This is a genomic window from Caballeronia sp. dw_19 (assembly GCF_018449515.1).
Classification (GTDB): Bacteria; Pseudomonadota; Gammaproteobacteria; order Burkholderiales; family Burkholderiaceae; genus Caballeronia.
In genome coordinates this window covers 86,565-106,646 of sequence record NZ_JAAVUQ010000007.1, presented here as the reverse complement: position 1 = coordinate 106,646, position 20,082 = coordinate 86,565, and the positions used below count along the sequence as shown (strand labels likewise).

Annotated in this window: 16 protein-coding genes; 6 read left to right on the top strand and 10 right to left on the bottom strand. The window is 60.0% G+C overall.

The window, feature by feature from the left end; genetic code table 11:
• Positions 1-14: 14 nt before the first annotated feature.
• Entirely contained in the window at positions 15-791 is a 777-nt protein-coding gene (locus tag HB376_RS12320) for an alpha/beta hydrolase (RefSeq protein WP_213763949.1), read from the bottom strand.
• Between the two features lie 168 nt (positions 792-959).
• Between HB376_RS12320 and HB376_RS12315 the strand changes: the two genes are divergently transcribed.
• Both HB376_RS12315 and HB376_RS12310 read left to right on the top strand, forming a co-directional pair.
• Entirely contained in the window at positions 960-1,565 is a 606-nt protein-coding gene (locus HB376_RS12315) for a TetR/AcrR family transcriptional regulator (protein WP_213763948.1), read from the top strand.
• A 1,257-nt stretch (positions 1,566-2,822) separates the two neighbouring features.
• On the top strand, positions 2,823-4,238 hold the full coding sequence (locus HB376_RS12310) for an FAD-binding oxidoreductase (RefSeq protein WP_213763947.1): 1,416 nt from the start codon (positions 2,823-2,825) through the stop codon (positions 4,236-4,238).
• A 96-nt stretch (positions 4,239-4,334) separates the two neighbouring features.
• Here the strand turns inward: HB376_RS12310 and HB376_RS12305 are convergent, their stop codons facing one another.
• The 7 genes from HB376_RS12305 to tauA all read right to left on the bottom strand — a co-directional run bounded on the left by HB376_RS12305 (position 4,335) and on the right by tauA (position 11,636).
• Complete coding sequence (locus HB376_RS12305) at positions 4,335-5,300, bottom strand: CobW family GTP-binding protein (protein WP_213763946.1); 966 nt, start codon at positions 5,298-5,300, stop codon at positions 4,335-4,337.
• Positions 5,297-6,952, bottom strand: a complete 1,656-nt coding sequence (locus HB376_RS12300; protein WP_213763945.1) for an amidohydrolase — start codon at positions 6,950-6,952, stop codon at positions 5,297-5,299. The genes HB376_RS12305 and HB376_RS12300 overlap by 4 nt, the downstream gene beginning before the upstream one ends.
• A gap of 37 nt (positions 6,953-6,989) precedes the next feature.
• On the bottom strand, positions 6,990-8,375 hold the full coding sequence (locus tag HB376_RS12295; protein ID WP_213763944.1) for a sodium:solute symporter family protein: 1,386 nt from the start codon (positions 8,373-8,375) through the stop codon (positions 6,990-6,992).
• A gap of 13 nt (positions 8,376-8,388) precedes the next feature.
• A complete protein-coding gene (locus HB376_RS12290; protein WP_213763943.1) occupies positions 8,389-8,598 on the bottom strand; it encodes a DUF3311 domain-containing protein in 210 nt (69 codons plus the stop codon).
• 207 nt (positions 8,599-8,805) lie between these two features.
• Complete coding sequence (locus tag HB376_RS12285; protein ID WP_213763942.1) at positions 8,806-9,723, bottom strand: ABC transporter permease subunit; 918 nt, start codon at positions 9,721-9,723, stop codon at positions 8,806-8,808.
• Positions 9,716-10,531: a taurine ABC transporter ATP-binding protein gene (locus tag HB376_RS12280; RefSeq protein WP_213763941.1), complete on the bottom strand. Its 816-nt coding sequence runs from the start codon at positions 10,529-10,531 to the stop codon at positions 9,716-9,718. The genes HB376_RS12285 and HB376_RS12280 overlap by 8 nt, the downstream gene beginning before the upstream one ends.
• A 31-nt stretch (positions 10,532-10,562) precedes the next feature.
• Positions 10,563-11,636: a taurine ABC transporter substrate-binding protein gene (gene tauA / locus HB376_RS12275; protein WP_213763940.1), complete on the bottom strand. Its 1,074-nt coding sequence runs from the start codon at positions 11,634-11,636 to the stop codon at positions 10,563-10,565.
• 259 nt (positions 11,637-11,895) lie between these two features.
• On the opposite strand from tauA, the gene HB376_RS12270 reads away from it, so the two are divergent.
• Both HB376_RS12270 and HB376_RS12265 read left to right on the top strand, forming a co-directional pair.
• Positions 11,896-13,413: a PLP-dependent aminotransferase family protein gene (locus tag HB376_RS12270; RefSeq protein ID WP_213764132.1), complete on the top strand. Its 1,518-nt coding sequence runs from the start codon at positions 11,896-11,898 to the stop codon at positions 13,411-13,413.
• A 145-nt stretch (positions 13,414-13,558) separates the two neighbouring features.
• Positions 13,559-13,975, top strand: coding sequence for a nuclear transport factor 2 family protein (locus tag HB376_RS12265; RefSeq protein ID WP_213763939.1), 417 nt, complete (start codon positions 13,559-13,561; stop codon positions 13,973-13,975).
• Positions 13,976-14,071: 96 nt separating this feature from the next.
• Here HB376_RS12265 and HB376_RS12260 read toward each other — a convergent pair whose 3' ends face one another.
• Both HB376_RS12260 and HB376_RS12255 read right to left on the bottom strand, forming a co-directional pair.
• The gene (locus HB376_RS12260; protein WP_213763938.1) at positions 14,072-14,827 is read right to left on the bottom strand and encodes an IclR family transcriptional regulator; all 756 of its coding nucleotides are present in this window, start codon (positions 14,825-14,827) and stop codon (positions 14,072-14,074) included.
• A 172-nt stretch (positions 14,828-14,999) separates the two neighbouring features.
• The gene (locus tag HB376_RS12255) at positions 15,000-15,833 is read right to left on the bottom strand and encodes an IclR family transcriptional regulator (protein WP_213763937.1); all 834 of its coding nucleotides are present in this window, start codon (positions 15,831-15,833) and stop codon (positions 15,000-15,002) included.
• Between the two features lie 287 nt (positions 15,834-16,120).
• Here HB376_RS12255 and HB376_RS12250 point away from each other — a divergent pair, with 287 nt between their 5' ends.
• A complete protein-coding gene (locus HB376_RS12250) occupies positions 16,121-17,779 on the top strand; it encodes a choline dehydrogenase (protein WP_213763936.1) in 1,659 nt (552 codons plus the stop codon).
• A gap of 180 nt (positions 17,780-17,959) precedes the next feature.
• Positions 17,960-19,264 (top strand): MFS transporter, encoded by a 1,305-nt coding sequence (locus tag HB376_RS12245; protein ID WP_213763935.1) that lies wholly within the window; start codon positions 17,960-17,962, stop codon positions 19,262-19,264.
• Positions 19,265-20,082 lie beyond the last annotated feature (818 nt).

The window sequence follows — 20,082 nt, the reverse complement described above, 5'->3', positions numbered from 1 at the left end:
CCGCTTCTGCCCAATCACCGTGCGGAACCGGCTGCTGCCTGTTCGATCAGCTTCGCGACCTCGACGGGATGCGAGATATAGGCAACGTGGCTCGAGTTGATCTCGACCGTCTTGCTCCCTGCGCGCTTCGTCATGAAGCGTTCGAGATCGGGATTGATTGCGCGGTCCGCCGTTGCGACAACCGCCCAGCTCGGCTTCGTTTTCCACGCCGGGCTGGAGATGGGCACGCCAAACGACTGGGCCGCCGGCATCACCTGCGAGAGCGCCATGAACTGCGCTTCGGCCGCCGGCACGTCGGCGGCAAAGTCGGCGTGGAACATGCTCTGATCGAGATACAGATAGCCGTCCGCCGTCGCCTTGATCGCCTTGGTTGCAGGAGGCGTCTTTTTGGTCAGGTCCAGGGGGCTTTCGCCGGCATCGGGCTGGAATGCGGCCACATAAACGAGGCCCGCGACCTTCGCGTCGTTACCGGCCTCGGTGACCACCGCACCGCCATAGCTGTGACCGACGAGGATGCTCGGCCCGTCCTGTGCATCCACCACGCGCGTGGTTGCCTTGACGTCATCCGCGAACGAGGTTTCCGGTTCTTGTACGACGGATACCTTGTAGCCGTCGCGCGTCAGGATTTTCGACACCGCCTGCCAGCCCGAGCCATCTGCGAAGAAACCATGAACCAGCACGATATTCTTGACCGGCGCGACGGGGGCTGCCGTCGCGGCGTGCGAACCCAGGGCGGCGAAGGACAAGGCCAGTGCGGCGGCGATGCGGGTAAAACGCGAGGCTGTTTTCATTTCATGCTCCAAAAAGTTAGGTAAGGAAAGGATCGACGGCTGTTCGTCAGTCGGTATAGTCATCCTACTAGTTGGATGGTTAAGAAACAAGTGCGATTTTTGCAACAGACATGTTCATCGCTTGCGGGTAGACTTATCTAATTCGACCGACTAGATGGTAGGACAAGCATGACAGCAACGGGTGAAGTGACAGCGGGAAGAATTGTCGAGGCGGGGCGTCAACTCATCATGCGTCGGGGCTACAGCGGGTTTAGCTATTCCGACGTTGCCGACGCGATCGATATTCGCAAGGCAAGCATTCATCACCACTTTCCGACCAAGGCGGACCTGGCGATCGCCGTGGTGCAACAATCGCGCGAAATATTCGACGCCGACATGGCTTCACTGCAGGCGAGTGGCGCCGACGCCGTCGCGCAGTTGCGCGCGTATATCGGTTACTGGGAACGCTGCATTGCGGACGACAGCGCGCCGTTCTGCGTAGCCGGCATGCTGGGCGCGGAAATGCCGGCCTTGCCCGACGAAGTGGCGCAAGCAGTCAGAGGGCACTTCGAGAACCTGGCTACGTGGCTCGAACACGTACTTGAGTCTGGCGTGAAAGCCAGGCAGTTCAAACTGAGTGCATCGGTGCAGATTGAGGCCAGCAAGCTCGTGTCGCTGGTCTATGGCGCGATGCTGGCGGCGCGAGCCTATGGCAACGCGGCGCTCTTCAGGGACGTTACCGCTGATGCCGTGGAAACGCTTGTCAAGCCGCGCAAGGCAAGCAGGACCGAATGAAGACAAGTGGGAGTGCCACGCCTCGCGTGTGGATAGGGCTGATCGTCATCGACGTCGAAGTAGTCTGAACGAGCAGCGGGGGAGGCCTTCATTTCATCCGATACCGCCTGAAATGACGCGAGCGCAACGAAAGCGCTTCAATCCATGCATGAGGTTCGCCCCGCTCGTGCCGCAGCCCGTGATGCAACAAGAACCGCAACGCGCGTCTGATCCGCGTTGACAACTCGCCCAGATGGGCGGGCATTTAGGCGATGAAGTCGAGGAACGTGAGACCGCCAGTGTCCCGGCCTGCGCATCGATGAAGTGGTCGGCCGCTGTGCCGCGACGACACACGCTGCATGTTTGCGTGCCAGTCGCGGCGGGTTTCACACAAAAATGAGGAGAGACCATGAGAGCAGTCTCCATGGGTCCGGCGAGTGCGGCCGGAACGTTGACCTATTCGGCGCAGGGTTCGGTGAGTCGTTTGCGACGCGCGTTCGAGCCAGTGGCTCAGGATTTTGCTATTCGGTCGGCCGTCGTCTCGCGAGCTTTGGTCTTTATGTCGTCGATGTGCTTTCAGCGAAGTATGGGCTCGAAGGCGGCATGTCGACTGGCATGATTTCCGGCGAGTTCGAAGGCCGTCGCTCTACCTCGTTTTTTCAGTGCCATAATAATTTTCCGGTGAGTCTTGTTCGAGCCGTCAGATTTGGCAAGTCGGGGACAATATTAACGAGTTTTTTTGCGCCCACGCACTTAGACGTCACGGCATCCTAATGCTCCCTGCGTGCCGGCCGGCTAGCTTCCATCGCACGCGCCCGGCTGATAATCACGTCATCCGTTTATGTGTGCTGTCCGCTTTCCGTATGCAACGGCTTAAGGCCTGCCGACCGTATCCTGATAGAACTCCTGGAGCATATTAACGTGGTTGAGGTGAGCCCCAAGAAATCACTAGCCCATTCGTTCTGCGCTAATCGCAAGCCGGATCGACAACCGCTAGCCGCGGCACATCCTCCTGAACCATCCCTCTGCTTGCACCAAACGAAAGCAACTGACTGGACCTACCGTCGGCTACGGGGTCTTTCTACAATCTTCACAAGTGAATCGCCGATAAGGGCGACATCATCCGGTTTGTAGGAAAAGAAGATGTCCCTATGGCGGACGCATCGAAGCAGAAGGATCCAAACGTTTCGAGTTTCGCCATGAGCTGATGGCCTTTCAACGTGCGTTCCTCAATGAACGTCCCCAAGCAGAACTTTTGATCCCGACGAGGAGTGTCGCATGGAGCACAGTGCAGTCGAACGGGTTGCGCCGAGCGTGTCTGTTGAACGAAGCAGCGCTACGCAATACGATCCGATGTACGACCCGCTGGTTTCTCCCGGTCCCGGTCACGGCAAGCAATACGCACCGACATACTGGGTCGCAACCGCCGGTGCGCCGCCGCCCGACGACGGCCCGGTCACCCAGGACATCGACGTGGACGTGGCGATCATCGGCGGGGGCTACACAGGCCTCGCCACGGCGCTATGCCTCGCGCGCGAACATGGCATCAAGGCAGTGGTCCTCGAAGCCAACAGGACGAGCTGGGGTTGCAGTAGCCGCAACGGTGGCCAAGGCCAGAACGCTTCCGGGCGTCTGTCACGCTCACAATGGATCGAACGATGGGGCAAAGACGTCGCGCTGAAAATGCACGACGAGATCCTGGAAGGTTTCCAGAATTTCAAGTCGCTGGTGGCCGAAATCGATTGCGATCCGCAGCCGGGCGGTCACTTCCTGATCGCGCATCGCCCGCGCATGATGGAAAAGCTCGCTGCCGAGGCGAAGGTATGGAAGAACGTGTTCGGCTACCCGTCCGAGTTGCTCGATCAGGAAACGTTTCGTCGTGAGTATGTGAACGATGCCGAAGCGGCCGGCGCGCTTCATGAACCCGAGGGCATCGGCATCCATGCGTTGAAGCTCGCGTTCGGCTACTTGCGGCTTGCCCGCGAGGCGGGAGCGCGGGTGCATCCATCGAGTCCGGTGATCGGGTGGGAAACCATCAACGGGGTCCATCATCTCCGTACGCCGGGTGGCATTGTGCGTGCCCGTTCGGTGGGCATCGCGACGGGTGCTTATACGGCCCCTGATCTCCATCCGTCGTTGACGAGCCGCGTCATGCCGATCCTGTCCAATTCGATGGTGACGCGTCCGCTCACGCAGCAGGAAATTGCAGCATGCAACTTTCGCACGACACAGGTGCTCACTGACACGCGCACCCTGCGTTTCTATTACCGCTTCCTGCCGGATAACCGGTTGCAGATCGGCAGCCGCAGCGCAATCACAGGTGCCGATGCACCGAATTCCCGACACTACGATTTGCTCGTGGAAGGCATGGTTCGCAAGTTCCCCGCGTTGCGCGGCGTTGCGATCGACTACTCGTGGTGGGGCTGGGTCGATGTCGCTCACGACATGATGCCGCGCATCTGTCAGCCTGATCCGAAGCAATCGGTCTATTACGCGCTGGGTTATGGCGGTAACGGCGTGTCGTATTCGCAGCAGGCGGGGCGGCGGCTGGCCGAGCAGATAGCGGGGAAGGGAGGCAAACAGACGCTGCCGATTTTCACGTCGCAGTTACCTAGTCACCCGTTCGCGCCGTTCCGGCGGATAGGTCAACGGATGCTTTATCAGTTGTATTTCAGGCGCGACGAGAAGCCCTGAACAAGGCGCGTAATCACTTACGCGCGCGTGGCTTGGAAGCATGGCAAATATAGCTCGCGATCCGACTGATCCGCCGATGTCGTTTGGTGGCAGTCTCTAGCGGTGGCGTGCCGTCGATGTTGCTGCAACAAGCGCGTCGAGCGTAGCCTGTTTCGCTTCATTGTCGAATAGGCCGATAAGAACAATTACGGACTCCGTTACAACTTCGCCGGGAAATTGCGTGATAAGGATACGGCCACCCGCCACATGAAGTTCTTGTGTCGCCGCTTCACCGTCCAGCAGGATCAGGCCTTTCGCTCGCAACAATCGGCCGGAGACGCTTCGCAGCGCGTCCTTGAGCTTCTTGCGATCGAAGCGAGCTTCGGTACGAAACAGAAAGCTGCAGAAGTCCACCGGCATCTTCGGGTTTGGACTAGTCATCGAGCGCGGCCAGCCGGCGCGAAGCTGGTCCGTGACGTTGTGATCGAAGAAGAGTTCCAGGGGAGCCGCGCCGTTTGTCGTTTCCAGCATGATCGCGGTATGGGCCACTGTCGCCAGATCAGCCACGATAGCCGCTTTATTCTGCTCATCGATCAAGTCTGTTTTGGTCAGGAGTATTGCCGTAGCCCCAGCGATCTGTTGCCGTGCAATATCGCCTACATACGGGTCGAGCAGCGTCTGCGTGATGGATGCCAAATCCACCGCAACAATGATTCCATACAGCCGGTACGCGCGATCGAGCAGCCCAATTTGCGCGATGCGCACCGGGTCCGATACCCCGCTTGCCTCGATGATCAGAAAGTCGGGCGGATCGGGCCGGTTGCTGATCGCGAGCAACGCGTCGACGAGTCGGTCGCCAATCGAACAGCAGACGCAGCCGTTCTCCAGGTTGATGACGTCGTCGGTGCGCGCCTTAATCAGCGCAGCGTCGATATTGATCGCACCAAAGTCGTTGACGAGCACGGTAATGCGGCGCTGCCCCGCATTCGCGAGCACATGATTGAGCAGCGTCGTCTTGCCCGCACCCAGATAGCCGCCGACGACAATCAGCGGAATCGGCCCCCGGACGCCGCTCGCTGTCATCCTGCCGGTCCCTGGAAGATGCGGCCACCGAGCACGGTTCCCCACACTTGCAGATTCTTCAACCGCTCGGGCGCGACCTCACTCGGATCATCCTCCAGTACGGCGAAGTCGGCGAACTTGCCCACCTCGATACTGCCGACAAGATGGTCCATCTTGAGGGTGTAGGCGGCACCCAGCGTGATTGCCCGCAACGCGTCCGCCACCGGGACACGCTCGCTTGCACCCAGAACTCGCCCCGAAGAGGTCTCGCGTTGCGACGCACACCATGCCGTGAACAACGGATTCAATGGCGTGATGGGAGCATCGGAATGAAAGGCGAACGGTATACCCAGGCGCCGCGCGGATTCCGCGGCGTCCATGCGGTTCGCGCGATCGGCGCCCATGGTTTGCTCGTAGTGCGCATCGCCCCAGTAGTAGAGATGGTTGGAGAAGAAATTGATGCACAGGCCCAGTTTTGCCGCGCGTGCGAGCTGGCTTGCGTCGGCCATCTGGCAGTGCTGCAGCGTATGTCGATGATCGTGACGAGGGTGGCGGTCGAGAATCTTTTCGAGCGCATCGAGGACCAGTTCGGTGGCCTCGTCGCCGTTGGTATGAATATGCAGTTGCAGCCCGGCTTCATGGAACGGCGCGAATACATCGACAAACTGGCTTGGCGGAATCAACCACAATCCATTGGGCTTGCCGTTCAGATATCCCGGCCATTTGAGGCGCGCGGTGAAGCCTTGAATAGACCCGTCGACAATGAATTTGACCGGTCCAAAGTGCAGCTTGTCCGTGTTGTCGCCGATAGCCGACAGGACGCGCTGCGGGCCGCCTTCGGGGCAGCGTTGCGGCGCAAATGCGGGAACGATTCTGAGCGGGTAGGCCGGGTCGTTTGTTATGTCTCTCAGGTTCTGATTACCTCGTTCAGAGAAGTCGTTCACCAGGTCGGTCGCGGTCGTGACGCCAGCCAGTTGAGCGACCCGGCCGAAATTCCAGATGGCTTCTTTCTTCTCGCTGGCCGCAATGGAAAGGCCGCCACCGATCAACCGGTACACGGGGAACATGGCGGCGAATTCCTGCAGTTCGCCGGTCGGCTTGTCATCGGCATCCTTGCCGATTCCGTCGATGTCCGTCTCGCTGTCAATGCCCGCGAGCGCCAGCATCGCAGAATTGACGTTCATCAGATGCACGCTGGCATGGAGTACGACAATGGGCCGCCCGGTGCAGACGGTATCGAGTTCCTTGACTGACAAGCGCGTCGTGCCGAAGAAGATTGGATCAAAACCCCAGGCGAGCAAAGGAGCCTGCCGGTCTGTCATCAGATCGTGGGCCGCCTTGAGCCGGTCGATCACGGCGTCGAGCGTTTGCAACCCGGGACGACGAACGCCATCGGGGCCGCGACGATCGTGATAGCCGACATAAACCGCGTCCCACATCGCGCCTTCCATCAGGTGGCAATGACCCTCCACCAAACCCGGCATCAGTATTTTGTCTTTGAATGTATTGACGATCTCCGCATCGCCCCACTGCTTCACGTCATTGCTATTTCCAACCGACAGGATCCTGCCATCGCGAATGGCGACATGAGTGGCGTGTGGTTGCGCCGGGTTCATTGTAAGGATTCTCTTTGCTACAAGAACCTGGATGGGACTTCTTGATGCGTTGTTCATAAGCGCTCGCTAGTTGGAGTGGCTGTCACTACGCCAGTCAAGACAGCGCATGCACATGAGGCCGCTTCATCGCCAGATGCACCACTGCCAGCACGGCGACATTCACGGCAAGGCAACCAAGGCCCAGATTCAAGCCGTCCAGATCAACCTGCAAGACATACAGGACGATAGCCAGGATTTGCCCGGTGAGCATGCCGGCGGCGATTGCGGCTGGGCGCACGCGAAGTCCGAACAGGATCGCGATGACGCCGGGGAAGAACTGGGTGACGCCGTAGTACGTGGTGTTGATAAGCGTGAGCATGAGGTTCGGCGTCAGCAGGGTCATCACGATCGACACTATCAGGTAGATGACGATCACTACCTTTGCACTTGCCTTCTGCTTGTTCTCGGGCATGTTCGGCAGCAGGTTGCGCGTGACGATTGGTCCGATGGAAAGGCAGATGCCTGCCAGCACGAGCAATCCGGAAAGCGATGCGCCGGCGGCCACCAGACCTAGCAACCAGCCCGGCAGCAAACGGATCGCGGCTGCGAAGAACGCCTCGTTGGGCGAAGCAAGATGCAGGTTCTGGCTGATCGCATAGTAGGAGGCGACCACGAGGAACGGATACATCAGCATGTAGAGCGGCATGGCGACCTGCGTGCGCCGGATCGTGTTCGCGCTCTTCGCCGTGAAGAAATTCTGCACCGCAAACGGCATTACATAGAAGCCGAGCGACTGGAACAACATGGTGCTCATTGAGAACGTTAACTGATGCGCATCCATCCGGTTGCTGACGTGCAGGCTCGCCGCGTGGAAGACTTCGGTGACGCCCACTTCCGCCGAGACTGCGACCCCGGTGATAACAATGGCGGAAACCATGAGAATATCTTTAAGTACTGCAATATAAGCCGACGCCCGAACGCCCGCAATCGCGATGTAAGTGAACGCGAGCATGGCCGATATCAGGATCAGATAGAACGGCTGAAAATTCCAGCCAAGCCCCTTGAGCGCGGCCACCAGTCCGGTGAACTGCAATTGGCCCCACGGCAGCAGGAACAGAATGGCGGACGCGGCCACGACGAGTTCGAGCGTGCGACTCTGGAAATGGCCTTTGAACAGGTCGGGCAGGGTGATCGCGTTATAGCGTTTGCCGGCTTGCCAGATTTTCGGTCCGAGAAAATAGCCTACCGGATACGCCAGCAGGATGTAGCCCAGGAACCAGACGCCGTAGGTCGGTCCCTTCGCATAGATACCGCCGGGAAAGCCGACCATCGTGCCGATGCTGTAGATTTCACCCGCTGCGAGAAAGAACACGAGGTATGCACCGAACTGCCGTGACGCAACAAAAAAATCATGCACGCTTTGCGGGCCGCGACCCGATTTCGAACGGATCGCCAGGTAGAGCGAAAAGACGATGAAGCCTAGAAATACGGCGGTAGCCATCCGTCATCCTCCTTCAGTTGTTGTCGGGATGTGCATCGTCGAAATGGCGGTCGAACAGGCGCCAGCAGAGCATCAGGCAGCCCGACGTCAGGACGAACCATCCAAAGATCCAGGCATAGATGAACGGGACGCCCAGCACGGTCCGGTCGACCGATGCCACCCACGGCAGCAGGCCGATGACGCCTATATAGGGAATACCGATCCCGATGAAAAGCTTGAGCATGGTCGTCTCCGTGTGTTGCGATCTTCGGGCGGACTTCTACTGGATTCGGACCCTTGAATGCGCTGCGGGTAATCCGCAGTTTTTTTTAGTCGCTTTTGCCGCGAGAGCCTCCAGTATTGCAAGCCAAAATCAGGGGTGAGTAGGGCCAGTGCAGGTAAATCACTAAGTCCACATGCCGCCTCTCGCGAGCTACGGCATGTTCAAGCACTAAACCTTGCCCTTCCAGGGCACGAGCACGCGCTCCACATAACGCATCAGCATGTCGAAGCACAGCGCGAAAAATCCGATCACGATAATGCCCATGATGACCACATCGCTTGCGAGAAACTCGGCGGCATTGAGCACCATGAAGCCAAGTCCGCTTGTGGAGGCCACCATCTCGGCTGCGACCAGCGTGGTCCAGCCCACGCCAATACCAATGCGCATGCCCGTGAATATCTCGGGCATCGCGGATTTGAGGATCACGTAGAGGACCACTTGCGTGCGCGATGCACCCATCGAGTAAGCGGCGTGAATCTGCTCGATCGATACCGAACGCACGCCGGCACGCGCGGCGATGGCAAGGGGCGCGAAGATTGCGAGGTAGATCAGGAACACCTTCGAGAACTCGCCAATGCCGAACCAGATGATGATGAGCGGCAAGTAGGCAAGCGGCGGCAACGGACGATAAAACTCAATCGGAGGATCAAACAGGCCACGCGCAATCCGTGACACGCCCATCATCACACCCACGGGTATGGCGGTGAGGCACGCCAGCGCAAAGGCGCCGAACACACGCAAGAGGCTGATCCCGGTATGTTGCGCAAGCGTCGAGTTGGCGAAGCCGTCGGTTGCCACCAGAATGAATTTTGCATAAACGGCCTGCGGCGAAGGCAGGAAGAGCGGCTTGATCAAGTGCAGGTTCGTCACGGCGAACCACACGCCGAACAGGACGAGGACGCTGAACATGCTCGCGGCAAGGCTGCTGCCTTGTCCGGGCACGCCAAACGAGTCGCCAGGCTTGACGGGCTTTTTGGCGAGAACACGCGTACGCCGGCGTGGCCGTTGCGGCGGTTCGGCTGAGGTGTCGGATCTCATGGAAACGTCGCGGTGAGGAAGCGCGTCAATTGATTTCGAACTAGACATGAGCCACCTCCGCCGCTGCGCCGTGAGATTTTTCGTCGCCGTAGATAATGCTGAGGATGCGCTCGCGCATGTCGATGAAGTCGGGGCTCGATTTGACAGCCCGTGCGTCGCGGGTGTCGAGAAACCGCCGGTTGAAGTCGAGCTCGTAGGTATGCGTGATACGCCCCGGCCGGGGCGACATCACGATCAGGCGGCTGGCGAGAAAGAGTGCTTCCTCCACGCTATGAGTAATGAAGAAGAACATCTTGTTGGTCTTCTTCCAGACGTCGAGCAATAGCTCCTGGATGGTTTCGCGAGTGAGTGCATCGAGTGCGGCCATGGGTTCGTCCATCAACAGCATGGCGGGATCGCAGGTCAGGGCGCGCGCAATACCCACCCGCTGCTGCATTCCTCCGGACAACTGATAGATCATATGTTTGTGGAAGTCCTGCAGCCCGACGAGTGCAAGGTTTCGCACGGCAATCTCGCGACGTTTGGCCTTCGCAACCCCCTGCAGCTTCAGCCCGAATTCCGCGTTATCGATCACGTTAAGCCATGGCAGCAATGCGTGTTTCTGGAACACCACGCCGCGATCGGCTCCCGGCCCGGCAATAGGTTCACCCCCGAGCAGCAGCTCTCCGGTTGTCGGCGCGATGAACCCTGCCATCAACGACAGCAAGGTCGTCTTGCCGCAACCCGACGCGCCCAGCGCGACAACCAGATCACCTGAATCGATCTTCAGGTTGATGTTGTCCAGCGCGTGCACGCTTTCGCCCGCACGGCGTCCCGGGAACGTCACGCTGACGTTCGTGATCTTCATGCTTTCCATAGATCCCCCTGGTCGACGACCATCGCGTTGTTCACTTGAGCTTCATTGCGGCTTGCGCATACTCGGGCGTGACAAAGCTCGAGTAATCGGAAGCAACCGCATCAATGCGCTTCTGGTCCTTGAGGAACGTCGACGTGTCCTTCAGCGCGAGCGTAGCGCGACCCGAATTGCCGCCACCGAGCCACTGCGCGGACACCTGGTCGGCAAGTGAGGGGAATGCATACAGTGAGAGCGATTCGGGCACTTCGCCGGGCGTGCCGCCGATCATCTTCGCAATGGCCGCTGCCTGCGGTGAACCTGCATTCCACTGCGCGGTATTGCGGCGATATTGATCGTCGGCATCAGCGATTGCCTTCACCAGTTTTGCCATGAAGTCCTTATGCTCCTCGCCCCATTTGCGATCGACCGCGATACCGTCGAACGTCGGTTTGCCGAGCTTCGACAGGTCCCCCGACGTGATCAGCACCTTGCCGCTTTTCTTCAGCTCGGCGAGTGCCGGATTCCACACATACGCCGCGTCGATATCGCCCCGTTCCCACGCCGCGACGATCTGGTTGGGCTGCATGTTGAGGATCTTCACGTCCGACGGGTTGATGCCCCAGTGTTGCAGCGCGAACATCGTGTGATAGTGAGTGGTTGAAACGAACGGGACGCCGATCGTCTTGCCCTTCAGGTCGGCTGGCTTCGTCACGCCGGAGCCATTGCGCACGACCATTGCTTCGGCCTGGTTGATGTTGTCGAGGATCCAGAAAAGCTGCAGATCGACGCCCTGGCTCACGGCGGCAGCAAGCGGGCTCGACCCGATGACGCCTACCTTCACATCGCCTGAAGCCATCGCCGTTGCCACCTTGGCGCCGGACTCGAATTGCCGCCAGTTGATCTTGTAGCCCGTCTCCTTTTCGATGGACCCGTTGGCGATCGCCACGACCCAGGGATCGACGATCTGCTGGTACGCGATGGTGACTTCCTTGTCCTTGTCGTCGGCGTGCGCGGGTTGCACCACGATGGTGACGAACGTCGCCAGCACGGTGGCAGCGGCAATGACGCGATGCATCGGGCGGTCGAACCATCGCCGCGAAAGTTTTGATCGTTTATCGTGTTGCATGGCGGATCTCCTGGCGGGCAGCGTGCATGGCACGCAAGTCTTGTCGGATGCGACCGGGGCTTGTCCCGATCGCGGGAACACGGTCGAATCGAGTATCGTCAACTAAAAATAGGGCGAGTTAGTACCAGACGCCGCCGATCGTTGAGTCCACATTCACCGGAGCCGATCGATGCAGCCAGGTCCGCCCGGAGGGGCCAATGGCGGCGGTCATCGTGCGAACTCGTCAGGCGCAATCGCATTAATCAATCTGGGAGGAAATATGGCTAGCCGGATGTCGTCGGCAATGTGGTCGCAGCGGTTCCAGCGTTCGGCTGAATCCAATATCAGCCTGCAAGGGCAGATTCGGCAGATGCTGGTGGCCGCCATTCTCGACGGGCAGATGTCCGTCGATACCGCGTTGCCGTCGAGTCGCGAACTGGCCGATCAGTTGAGCGTGGCCCGCAACACGGTTGTGCTCGCTTACCAGCAGTTGGTGGAGGAGGGATACCTGCTTTCCCGGGAGCGCAGCGGGCACTTCGTCAATCCGGCCATGCTGGAAGGCCGGCACGGCTTTGTCCCGACGCAAACCGTCGCGGCGAACGAGGCGGTCGGGCGTCCCGACTGGACGCAGCGCATTGCGCGCTTGCCGTCCCTGCAGCGCAATATCGTCAAGCAGGCGAGTTGGCAGAACTATGAGTTTCCTTTTATCTACGGCCAGTTCGATCAGACGCTCTTTCCGACGAACGACTGGCGTGAGTGCTGCATGAAGGCGCTGTCCGTCATGGAGATCCGTAACTGGGCGCCGGACCTGATTGAACGCGACGACGACACGCTGATCCAGCAGATCCGTACACGCGTGCTGCCGCGTCGTGGGGTCTTCGCGATGCCCGACGAAATTGTCGTCACGATGGGCGCGCAGCAGGCGCTCTATCTGATCGCCGACCTGTTGGCGAACGAGCGCACGACGATCGGTTTCGAGAACCCCGGTTATCCGGATGCTCGCAATATTTTCCTGAATCGCAACGCGCCGCTGTTGCCGCTGCCGGTCGATGAAGGCGGCGTGCGTCCGGTTGCCGACGCCCATCTGCTTGCGCAATGCGACTACGTGTACGTGACGCCGAGCCATCAGTGCCCGACCACGGCAACTCTGCCGCTCGACCGCCGGCACGCGTTGCTTGAACTGGCGCAGAAGCATGACTTCGTCGTGATCGAGGACGACTACGAGAGCGAGAATAATTTTTCCGGCGCACCGCATCCGGCGCTGAAGAGCCTCGATACCGCCGACCGCGTGCTCTATGTGGGCAGCTTGTCGAAGAGTTTCGCGCCGGGCTTGCGACTCGGTTATGTGGTGGGCCCACGTGACCTGATTCGCGAGTTGCGCGCATTGCGGCGGCTGATGGTGCGGCATCCCGCGGCGTATATTCAGCGCGCGTTCGCGACCTTTCTCGCGCTTGGTCATCACGATGCGTTACTGCGGCGGCTCGCCTTCGCCTACAAGGAGCGAGCAGAAGTGCTCAAGGCCGCGCTCGATACCCATCTGCCGGAAGTCCGGCACGCGCGGATTACCGGCGGCTCCTCGTGCTGGGTTGAAGGCCCGCCGTGGCTTGACGCGACGCGTCTCGCGGCTGAAGCCGAGGCGCACGGCATCCTGATCGAACTGGGCAGCGTGTTTTTCATGGAGGGGCTGGAGCAGCGCCAATGCTTTCGCATGGGCTTTTCGGCGATCAAGCTCGAAAAGATCGAACCCGGTGTGCGCGCGCTGGCGGAACTCGTGCGCGCGCAACGTCCGCAGGCATGAGCGCTTGGGGCGGACCCTGGCCCAAGCGAATGGGCTCGACTGGAACTACCGCGGGGCGTGAGAGTTATTTAACGTGTCGATGAAACTTGCCGCCGCCATTGCAGAACGGCGTGCGGCAACGCCGGCTATCTGACAGGAGACACGTATGACCGACTCGCTCACCGCGACATCCGAAGTGAAATCCGAAGTGACGGCCGCCACGCTTGCGGCCTTTTCCGACGCCTTCAATCGTCACGACGCCAATGCGTTGATGGGTTTCATGACTGAAGACTGCGTCTTCGATGCCGCCGGTGGAAACGATATCCACGGCACTCGTTTCAAAGGCCGTGCGCCCGTACGAGCGGCCTTTGAAACCGTCTTCAAGACTTTTCCCGATGCCCATTGGGGACACGGGCGACACTATGTGGCGGGTGGCCGGGGGGTATCGGAATGGGTCTTTACCGGCACGCATGCGGAGGGCTGGCGGATTGAGGCCGAAGGCTGCGATCTCTTCGAGTTCCGCGACGGCCTGATTGCGGTAAAACGCGCGTTTCGCAAGGAGCGTCCGAAGCAGACTGCCTGAGCGCGCCGATGGGCGGCAATGGCATGCCCTACGCGGCTCAGGCGGGCCTGTCGCTCGCGCGGCGGCCTCGGGTGTGCCGTTGTATCGACGGGCCGCCTAGAACGTGCTCGCCAGTTCCCGCGCCGCTTCCTGCAGGCGCGGCACGAATTCGAGCGATCGAGATAGCGGCGCGCGAGAAACCGGCGCATGCACGGCGATGGCGGCAATGCTCATGCCGTCCTTGTTCACCACCGGCACCGCGACGCACGCTATGCCCGCGAGAAATTCCTCGTTGTCGATGCCAATGCGCTTATGCGCGGTGCGGTCGAGTTCGGCTTCGAGCATTTCGGGGTCAGTGATGGTATTGGGCGTGAAGCGTTCGATCTTGAGCGCGCGCACGAGCGCCGAACGCTGCTCACGGTTCAACATCATGGCCAGCAGCAACTTGCCGCTGGCAGTGCAATACGCCGGCACCTTCGACCCGGGTTTGAGATCGAGCCGCAGGGGCCATGGCGCTTCCATGCGGTCGAGATAAAGCACTTCGGTTTCGTGCAGCATTGTGAGGTTGCAGGTTTCCCCAAGGTCCGCCACCAGCCGCCCGAGAATGGCGTGCCGCAGACGCCGTGCGCCTGAGTGCATGACTACGCCGAGGCCGAGCTGAGCAAGGCGCGGGCCGATCACATACGCGTTCTTGTGGCCCGGTTCCCGGATGACGAGGCCGCCTGCTTCGAGCGACGCCAGCATGCGGTGCAGCGAGGGCTTCGGCAAATCGACATCCTGCGCAATGTCAGCCAGCGACACGGGACCTTCCGCATTGACGAGATGTTCAAGCAGCGCGAAGGCACGCAATGTCGGTGTATCAGCAGTGGTCATCGCAACCGTTCCGAAAAATAGATGATAACGATTGTACAGAAACGCCCTACAGGTGACCCAACTTGATTTCGGGGCGAAATTCCAGACCAGCGCCATTCCAGTTTTCGATACCGCCCCATTCGGCCCGAGGCTCAGCAATAGCCGGGAAAGCCTGCGCGCCATCGTCACGCCGCTACCGTTGCGGCGTGGCGTCCGCATGAAGCAAGGGGGCGAGGCGCGCGGCAGTCTCCTTGAGCTTCGGCACGTTCTTGAGCAGGTCGTCGAGGCTTGCCCGTGCGGTTGGCGCATGCACGGCCAGCGAAGCCAGCACGCCGCTGCCGCCGGGTTTGCGCACAGGCACGGCGACCGCCACCATCCCTCGTACGAATTCCTCGTTGTCGATACCAAGACCCCGTGAAGCCAGCCGGTCAAGTTCCGCACCGAGCAGGGTCGCGTCGGTGAACGTGCGATACGTGTGCGGCTTGAGTTGCATCCGGGCCAGGATGCGGCCGCGTTCGGCAGGCGCCATCTGCGACAGGAACAGCTTCCCGCTCGCCGTGCAATGCAGCGGCACGCGCATGCCGGGCTGCATGTGCAGGCGCAGGGGTTCATTTGTCTCCACGCGCTCGACGTAGAGCACGGCGTCGCCGTCGAGCACCGTCAGGTTGCAGCTCTCGCCAAGCGCATCGACAAGTCCGCGCAGCAACGCGCGGCAGGAGCGGGTAAACGTGCTGTTCGCGAGCATGGTCAGCGCGAGTTGGGTGGCGCGCGGACCGAGCGTTATGCCACGGTCCGCGCCGCGCGAATCCGGTATGTGTGTGACATAGCCGAGTGCTTCCAGCGATTCGATCATCCGCGTCAAGGTCGCCTTCGGGATATGCAGGCGCGCAGACAGTTGCGATAGTGAAAACGGCTGTCCGGCTGCAGCAAGGTGCTCGACGACGATGAGTGCGCGCAGAACGCGGGTGTCCTCGGGGGTCTGTTCCTGTTGCAGGGCAGCATGGGAGGCGGCATTTGAAGCCGTCATTGAAGCCGTCATTAATGCGCCACGTGGAGCAGCATTGGACGCGGGGCTCACGGTGTCTTTCATTGGCACCTCTGATTAAGGCTGATCGGTGTTCAACGCGAGTAATCGAGTTCGGGAGAACCCGAATAAACGTCCGAACGCAGCCCTGAAAGTGGAACAAAAAGGTTCTTTTTGAACCGGTTTCATCGATCGTAGCCGGATTTACTTGAAGGCGGAACGAACAATCAATAAATTTCAACGAAACGTACCGAAAAATCTAAAGAACGAAAACAAAGGAGGCTTCAGTAATGGCACGGAGTTTTGACTATGTCATCGTCGGCGCCGGATCGGCCGGCTGTGTCCTCGCCAACCGCCTCTCGGAAAACGGCCGCTACTCGGTGTGCCTGCTTGAAGCCGGTCCGCCTGACCGGTATCTGTGGATTCATATTCCCATCGGCTACGGCAAGACCATGTTCCATCCGGTCTACAACTGGGGCTTCAAGACCGACCCGGATCCGAACATGAATGATCGTCAGTTGTACTGGCCGCGTGGACGCACGCTCGGGGGCAGCAGTTCGATCAACGGGCTGATCTACGTGCGCGGCCAGAAGGATGATTACGACCACTGGAGTGCGCTGGGAAACCGGGGCTGGAGCTGGCAAGAGTGCCTGCCGTACTTCCGGCGGCTCGAACACAACGAGCTCGGGGCATCGCGGACTCGCGGCGTGGACGGACCGCTCTGGGCCTCCACGATCAAGCAGCGTCATGAACTCGTGGACGCGTTCATTGCTGCATCGAACAAGATCGGCGTGCGTACCGTCGAAGATTTCAATAGCGGCGACCAGGAAGGGGTGGGCTACTATCAACTGACGACGCGAAAGGGCTGGCGTTGTTCGACCGCGGTGGCCTATCTCAAGCCCGCACGCCGGCGTCCGAACCTGCACGTGGAAACCGATGCGCTTGCGTCGAAGATCATCTTCGAAGGCACGCGTGCCGCCGGTATTCGCTACGTGCAGCATGGACAGATGCAAGAGGTGCGCGCGAATCGCGAGGTGTTGCTTGCGGCCGGTGCGCTTCAATCACCGCAATTGCTGCAGGTCTCGGGCGTGGGTCCGGCGAAGCTGCTCGGCGACTTCGGCATACCGGTGGTCGCGAACCGGCCGGGTGTCGGCGAGAATCTTCAGGATCATCTGCAAGTGCGCCTGATCTATGAAGTCTCGCGGCCGATCTCGACCAACAACCTGCTGAATTCGTGGCGAGGCCGCGCGAAAATGGGCCTGCAATGGGCGCTGTTTCGCGAAGGGCCGCTTGCCGTCGGCATCAACCAGGGCGGCTTGTTCTGCCGTGCGCTGCCCGACGAGGCGAAGACGCCCGACATCCAGTTCCATTTTTCAACGCTCTCCGCTGATTCCGCCGGCGGCGACGTCCACTCGTTTCCCGGATGCACCTATTCAATTTGCCAGTTGCGGCCTGAGTCTCGCGGCGTCTTGCGTATTCGCACGAATGACATGCGCGACGCACCGTCGATGCAGCCCAACTATCTCTCGACGGATCTCGACCGGCGAACGACGGTTGCGGGCGTGCGTTTCGCGCGCCGGATTGCCGCCGCGGAGCCGATGGCATCGCTGATGAAACGCGAAGTGCGTCCCGGCGCCGATGCGCAGACCGACGACGAACTGCTGCAGTTTTGCCGCGAATACGGTCAGACGATCTTTCATCCGTCGGGGACGGCCAAGATGGGCGTGGCGAGCGATCCGCTTGCCGTGGTCGATGAGCGGCTGCGCGTCTACGGCACGCGAGGGTTGCGGGTGGTCGACTGTTCGATCATGCCGACGCTCGTTTCGGGCAACACCAACGTGCCGATCGTGATGGTCGCCGAAAAGGCATCGGACATGATTCTTGCCGATGCGCGGGCCGATGACCGATCCACGGCAGCGCCTCGCGAAGAGGTTCTTGCGCCGCATTGAATGGTGTGATTCGAAGTTGCATCAAGAAGCACAAAAGAGCCCGGGCCGCATCGCTGAACACGAAGTTGATAACACAGCATGCATACCGGGTAATTCGTGCCCCGGAGGAGACAGGTTTTGGGGCATTGCGTCGGGCGACACGCTGAGGTCGCCGCTCGACCATCCATCGGAGAAGACAGAATGGCAGTCGATAACAAGGTTATCCGCCGCGTTGCGTTCGCGAGCGTCATCGGGGCCACCGTCGAGTGGTACGACTTTTTCCTGTACGGCGTGGTGGCAGGCATCGTATTCAACAAGCTGTATTTTCCGGCGCACGATCCGCTTGTCTCCACCATGCTTGCCTACGGTACGTTCGCTGTCGGCTTCGTTACCCGGCCGCTCGGCGGCATTATCTTCGGCCATTTCGGCGACAAGGTCGGACGCAAATCCGCGCTCATCTGCACGCTCATCATCATGGGGATCTCGACCGCGGGCGTGGCCTTCGTGCCGACGTACGCGCAGATAGGCATCTGGGCGCCGATCCTGCTGCTGGCGTTGCGCGTGCTGCAGGGCATCGGGCTTGGTGGAGAGTGGGGCGGGGCTGTGCTGATGGCTTATGAATATGCGCCGCCTAATCGACGTGGACTTTACGCGAGCTTGCCGCAGATCGGTTTGTCGATCGGCTTGTGTCTCGCGTCGGGCGTGGTTGCAGCGATCTCGAAGTTGCTGCCGGAGAGCGCGTTTCTCTCGTGGGGCTGGCGCCTCGCGTTCGCCATGTCGCTCGGGCTGGTGGTGATTGGGCTTTATATTCGCGTCAAAGTCATGGAGACACCTGAGTTCCTGGCGCTCAAGCGCACCCGGCGCGACGTGAAGGTTCCGTTCATCGACATGATCACGCGGTATCGCCGTTCTGTGCTGCTTGGTATGGGAGCACGCTGGATTGACGGCGTTTTCTTCAACATCTTCGCCGTGTTCATGATTGGTTATCTCACGCAGCATCTCGCGATGAGCCGGACCGAAGCGCTCACGGGCGTCATGATGGCCGCTATTGTGATGTGCTTTTTCATTCCGTTGTTCGGCAAGATGTCGGACCTGATGGGCCGTACGCGCGTGTACCGGTGGGGCTCGATAATTTGCGGGCTCTCGGTGCTGCCGGCGTTCTGGCTGATGGAAAATCAGGCCGGCAACACCATGATCGTGTGGCTCGCGATCGTGATTCCGTTCGGTATTTTCTATGCAATGGTCTACGGTCCGGAAGCTGCGTTGTTCGCCGAGTTGTTCGATGCCGAGGTCCGCTACACGGGCATCTCGTTCGTGTATCAGTTTTCGGGAATCTTCGCTAGCGGCCTTACGCCGATCATTGCGACTGCGCTTCTGCGGCTGAACGACGGCAAGCCGTGGGCCGTGTGCGTGTATGTGGTGTTGTCCGCGTTGCTGTCGGCGTGGTGCGCGCACAAGATGGAACCGCGGAGGGATACCTTCGATGCGATCACCCGGGCGCAATGAGAGGTTGATGTTGGATTTGGGTTCGTTCGCACTGGGGGGGAGGTCTGCTGGCGCTCGATGGGCAGGGGGCGGGCGGTGCTTTCGGTGTTAGTGGTCGGGGTTGATGCTTTCGGCGTTAGCGGTCGGGGTCAATGCCGGGTTGCTGCTTTCAGTGTTAGTGGTCTGCCTGAGTCGGATTTTCTCTTTATCACTATTAGCCACTGTGCGTGGCGGCACGTCATTTCTTTGTCCAAAGCGACAAAGAAACGAAGCAAAGAAAACGCTTTTAAACCACGCTACCCTAAGTGTCCACAGCGTGCAGTTTCTATTCATAGGTGCCCCAAAAGCACGGTGCTCGCCAGAGCGGAGGATGTTTGAACCCCTCCTTCTCGCGAATCCTGACACGAACACGCTTCGCCCCGTACGCTCTCGGGCAAGCACAATTCGCCCGGCAACCCGCTCGGCCCCACCCGCATTTAAGGCTTCGTTTCTTGGTAGGTTGGGTGAGTGGCTTGCGCTGGAGGGCCCCCGTGGCCAGCTTCGCCAATCACCTCGCGCTATCCGCGGACAACCAACCACCAGATTAGTACGCACTTCGAATCATATTAATAACCCGCATAGAAACGAGGCGCATCGAAATGCGCAAGGCCATAGTAGGCGAAAATAAGGTGCAGGCCACGCAAGCAATCAAAAAAGAAGGAAGCTTTAAATATGCGTCCGACCGCAACCCGCGAAGACGACGGCGCAAACTACGCCGCCAACCGGCCAAGCCATGACGCAGTGAAGACGCGTGAGGCCGCGCGGGTTCCTTGGCAATGGTGCTTGCCCGAGAGCGTTGG